General features: G+C 60.9%; 4 protein-coding genes. 3 read left to right on the top strand and 1 reads right to left on the bottom strand.

The window, feature by feature from the left end:
- On the bottom strand, positions 1–1,162 hold a 1,162-nt coding region (locus ACMO6A_RS07265), incomplete at its 3' end, for a DUF6541 family protein (protein WP_418471006.1).
- 293 nt (positions 1,163–1,455) lie between these two features.
- Between ACMO6A_RS07265 and ACMO6A_RS07260 the strand changes: the two genes are divergently transcribed.
- From ACMO6A_RS07260 to ACMO6A_RS07250, 3 genes are all read left to right on the top strand, one after another.
- The gene (locus ACMO6A_RS07260; RefSeq protein WP_009304075.1) at positions 1,456–2,232 is read left to right on the top strand and encodes an ABC transporter permease; all 777 of its coding nucleotides are present in this window, start codon (positions 1,456–1,458) and stop codon (positions 2,230–2,232) included.
- Between the two features lie 15 nt (positions 2,233–2,247).
- Positions 2,248–4,080, top strand: a complete 1,833-nt coding sequence (locus ACMO6A_RS07255; protein ID WP_009304074.1) for an ATP-binding cassette domain-containing protein — start codon at positions 2,248–2,250, stop codon at positions 4,078–4,080.
- Positions 4,081–4,089: 9 nt separating this feature from the next.
- A partial coding sequence (locus tag ACMO6A_RS07250) for a glycosyltransferase family 2 protein (RefSeq protein WP_418471005.1) occupies positions 4,090–4,456 on the top strand: 367 nt, incomplete at its 3' end.

Here is a 4,456-nt window from a genome sequence, read left to right as displayed (position 1 = left end):
AGCGTCGTTTGCGCAGCGTGTACAGCGCGCCCGCCGCGACGAGGCACGCAGCGATCGGCTGCACGGAGGATCCGGCGAATCCCATGCCGAGCACGCTCACGAGACCCTGCGCCCTTGAATGGATCGGAGGCCAGTACACTGCGACGGCTCCTTGCATGAAGGGCAGAGAAAGCGCAGCCACCCACAGCAAGGCAACGCACGCGAGCGCGACCGACCCGGCCGCCAGCATGACCTCCATGCGACGTTTCGGCTCCCGGCATCGACGGCCCGCCTCGACCGCCGATCGATACACGCAAAAAGGAATGAGGAAGACCGCCGCCGAGAACACCGCGTTCGGCTGCATGAACGCCATGCAGCAACAACCGAGAACGAACACGGCGCCGTACGCGACGCGCTCCCTCCTCGAGGCGTCCCGGCCCCAAACCGCCGCAAAACACGCAACAAGAACCGGCACCAGCGCGAACGCCGCCGTGTTCGGATACAAAGGCCACACCTCGACGAGGACCCAGGGGAACGCCCCGACGGCGACCGCGCCCAATGCTCCGATCAAGGCGATAGCGCGATCGCCGGAGAACAGAACCTTCATGAGGAACGCCATGCTCAAGGGGAAGACGATTGCCGCGAACAGGAAGTTCACGGCATTGACGGCCAATGCCACCTCGACGCCCAAAGCGCTTACCACCATGGAGCATACGATATGCCATCCCGAGGGATAGTATCCGGTTCCCGGCAGAGGGTTGGCTGCGGGATCGGAAACGTCCAAGTACGACGAGACGTGCAGCGAAGACCACATGCCGGAATCCGAGAAGCTGCGCACCGAGGCGAAGTGATGCACGTTGTCATACGTCTGCACCGACGACGCGGGGCCATCCAGAGGAAGGACGAACGCGAATAACCCGACGACCACCCCGACAGCCAAGTACGCCGAGACGAGAGCGGCATCGAACTGCCGGTCTGCACGCTCGCCCGAACCGAGCGCGACGCCTTTCCTGCGCGCGACGAACAGGAGGAGGCCGTAGGCCGCAAGCGACACAACCGCCACGGAAAGCCCCACCGACAAAGCAGTCGATCGCACGCCGAGAAAGAAATACACGACCCCCAAGATGGAATACGCCAAGATCGAAAAGAGGGGTGCGCAGGACAGCGCAGCCAATCCCCTCATACCAAGGGCTCTCCAAGCGAAAAAGCCCGGCCCATACAACACCGCGGTGCCAGTTAGAACGGCCAAGCAAAAATCAACCCACATGCGAACTCCCTGCCACCCCGTCGCAAACCGACAGGAAAACGGTATCTGTCAAACGATATCTGCAAGGGTAGCATAGAGCGCATAAAGGATGGACTCCGCCCGGCCTGAAAAAGAAAAGGATCGTTACGTGGTATCATGCGGTTTTGCGAAGGTTGCAGAACACACCGCGCAGGGGCGCGCGTCGCATCAGAGAGGCTACGATCCGCATTATGAGTGCAGCTAAGACACGGTTCAAACGAGATTGGTTCATCCTCACCTCTCTCGTTTCGAAAGATTTCAAACTCAAATACCGACGCAGCATGCTCGGCGTGCTGTGGTCGGTACTGAATCCCCTGCTCATGATGATCGTGCTCACCGCGGTGTTCTCCGTGGTGTTCCGCTTCGACATCCCGAACTTCCCCGTCTACCTGATCCTCGGCCAAACTCTGTTCACGTTCATGAGCGACGCCACGTCAGGAGCCATGAGCTCCATCATCGACTCGGCCCCCCTCATCAAGAAGATCCGCATCAACAAGATGCTGTTCCCTCTTGAGAAAGTCGTGTTCAGCCTTTTGAACTTCGCCATCTCGCTCATCGCCGTCGCAGCGGTCATCGCCTTCTTCCAGATCCCCCTCACGTGGAACATCCTGCTCCTACCGCTTTTGCTGTTCTACATCTTCCTGTTCTGCCTCGGCCTTGGGCTGCTGCTGTCGTCACTCGCCGTGTTCTTCCGCGACGTCATGCATCTTTGGGGCGTCGTGCTGACCGCCTGGACGTACGCGACGCCTCTGTTCTATCCCACCAGCATCCTCACGGACTGGATGTGGACCATCATGCAGTTCAATCCCATGTACTATTACGTCACCTATTTCCGCGACATCGCCCTCAACGGCGTGACGCCGAGCCTGGGAGCGAATGTCATCTGCCTCGGCTGCGGCGTCGCCACCCTCGTCATCGGGTTCGCCGTGTTCCGCAAGCAGCAGAAGAAATTCATCCTGTACGTATAGAGACGAAGGTTCGTTATGCCTGAAAACGTCAACACCTCTTCTTTGGCCGCCGCAGTTGAAGACCTCAGCGAGGACAATCGTCAGACCATGGTCAAAGTCGACCACGTGTCCATGATCTTCAATATGGCGTCCGAGCAGCTCAACAGCTTGAAGGAGTACGCCATTCAGATCGCCCGGCGCAAGCTTTTCTTCGAGGGCTTCACCGCGCTTGACGACGTCTCGTTCGAAGTGAAGAAAGGCGATGTGTTCGGCATCATCGGCACGAACGGGTCGGGCAAGTCCACCATGCTCAAGATCATCGCCGGCGTGCTGGAGCCTACGAAGGGCACGTGCGAGATCAACGGAAACATCGCGCCGCTCATCGAGCTCGGCGCCGGTTTCGACACCGAGCTGTCCGCCCGCGAGAACATCTATCTCAACGGAGCCCTGCTAGGCTATTCGAAGGAGTTCATCAACGACCATTTCGACGAGATCGTGGAGTTCGCCGAGATCGAGAAGTTTCTCGACATGCCGCTCAAGAACTACTCCTCGGGCATGGTGGCGCGCATCGCGTTCGCTATCGCCACGGTGATCGTCCCCGAGATCCTCGTAGTGGACGAGGTGCTTTCGGTTGGCGACTTCATGTTCCAGAAGAAATGCGAAGACCGCATCAGCGAGCTTATCGAGAAACACGGCGTGACCGTGCTCATCGTGTCCCACAGCAACGCCCAGGTGGAGCGTTTGTGCAACAAGGTCATCTGGATCGAGAAGGGCCATACGCGCATGATGGGCGACGCCGCGTCGGTATGCCGCGTGTACGGCGGCTTGGGAGGCCGTACCGGCAGCCCCGAAGCGGAACAGCGCGTGTTCGAAGCGCTGCAGCGCGGCAGAGAGCACGAGGAGAGCGATTTCAGCGCGATCGCCGGAGACGACGCCAACGGCACTGCCGTGCAGCTCGCATACCGAGGCTGGGAAAACGGGTTCGATGCCGCCGTCATCGTATGCGCCTCAACCCATATCAACGCCATCATGGCGAACGGCCTTGCCGGAGCCATCGATGCGCCCGTCCTGCCGGTGAAACCCGATAGGATACCCGATGCGGTCGCATCCATACTGAGAGAGACGAAACCCTCCATCATCTACTTCGTTGACGGGGAGCGCAATGCAGTCGAGCCGCTTGCCGCCCTCGAGCGGCTTTCCTGGTCTCCTACCATTGTCGCTTTCGTGAACGACGGAAACGTGTTCGACCTGTCTCTGGATATACATCGCCACGGCATCGAACGAGGGCTCTGGGGCGATGAGATGATGATCGTTGATTTCGACGACAACCCCGAGTCGCTTGCGGCCGCACCGCTTGCATGCGTCAAACGCTGCCCCGTTATCGCCACACACGGAGCCGTTCCGAATGACGTTCTCGAGAATGCTTTCTCCGAAGGCCGGCACAGCCGGGCTCTCGTGATCGGCAATGCCGCCGACGCGACGATCGACGACCGCCTGCGCGAGCGAGGCGTCTCCGTCGAGCGCATCGCTCGCGATACGCCACAGGCTACCTGCATCGCCCTCTGCGAGCGATCCCTCGCGGAAACGCGCCCCTCGCGAAACGGAAGGCGGGAGCTATGCATTGCCTCCCTGTCGCTTTCTCAATGGCCTGAGCTGCTGGGATGCGGCGCGTACGCGGCCAAGCGGGACAGCGCGCTTCTGCTTGAAAACCCCACCGATCTCGACGACATCGCCCAATGCCTCGACTTCGTCGAGCGCTCCAGCGCCCAGGTCGACAAGCTCGTGTTCATCGGCAAAGAAAGCGGGGTCGCGCGCCTCGACCGCGAACTGCTCGTCGAATCCCTCGACGACGCGCGCTCGGGAAGGTAGCGAGCGGTCATGAGCGACACCCCCCTCGTCTCCGTCATCGTACCGGCCTACAACGGCGAACGCCATATCCGCCAGTGCGTCGAAAGCGTGCTGGCCCAAACGCTGGCCGACTTCGAGCTCATCTGCGTAAACGACGGATCCACCGACGGCACGGGAAGCCTCCTCGACGACATGGCCGCCCGAGACGATCGTATGCGCGTCATCCACCAGGAGAACAAGGGCGAGGGCGCCGCCCGCAACGCCGGACTGGACGTGGCGCGCGGACGCTACCTCGCGTTCTTCGACGCCGACGACTTCGCCGAACCGCAGCTGCTTGAGAAAGTCGTTCGGCGCGCCGAGGAAACCGGCGCCGACGTGGTGGCGTACCGGGTCGATT

This window comes from Eggerthella sp., assembly GCF_048329335.1.
Classification (GTDB): domain Bacteria; phylum Actinomycetota; class Coriobacteriia; order Coriobacteriales; family Eggerthellaceae; genus Eggerthella; species Eggerthella lenta.
Note: the sequence above shows the minus strand (reverse complement) of the source record. Positions and strands in the feature narration are given on the sequence as shown.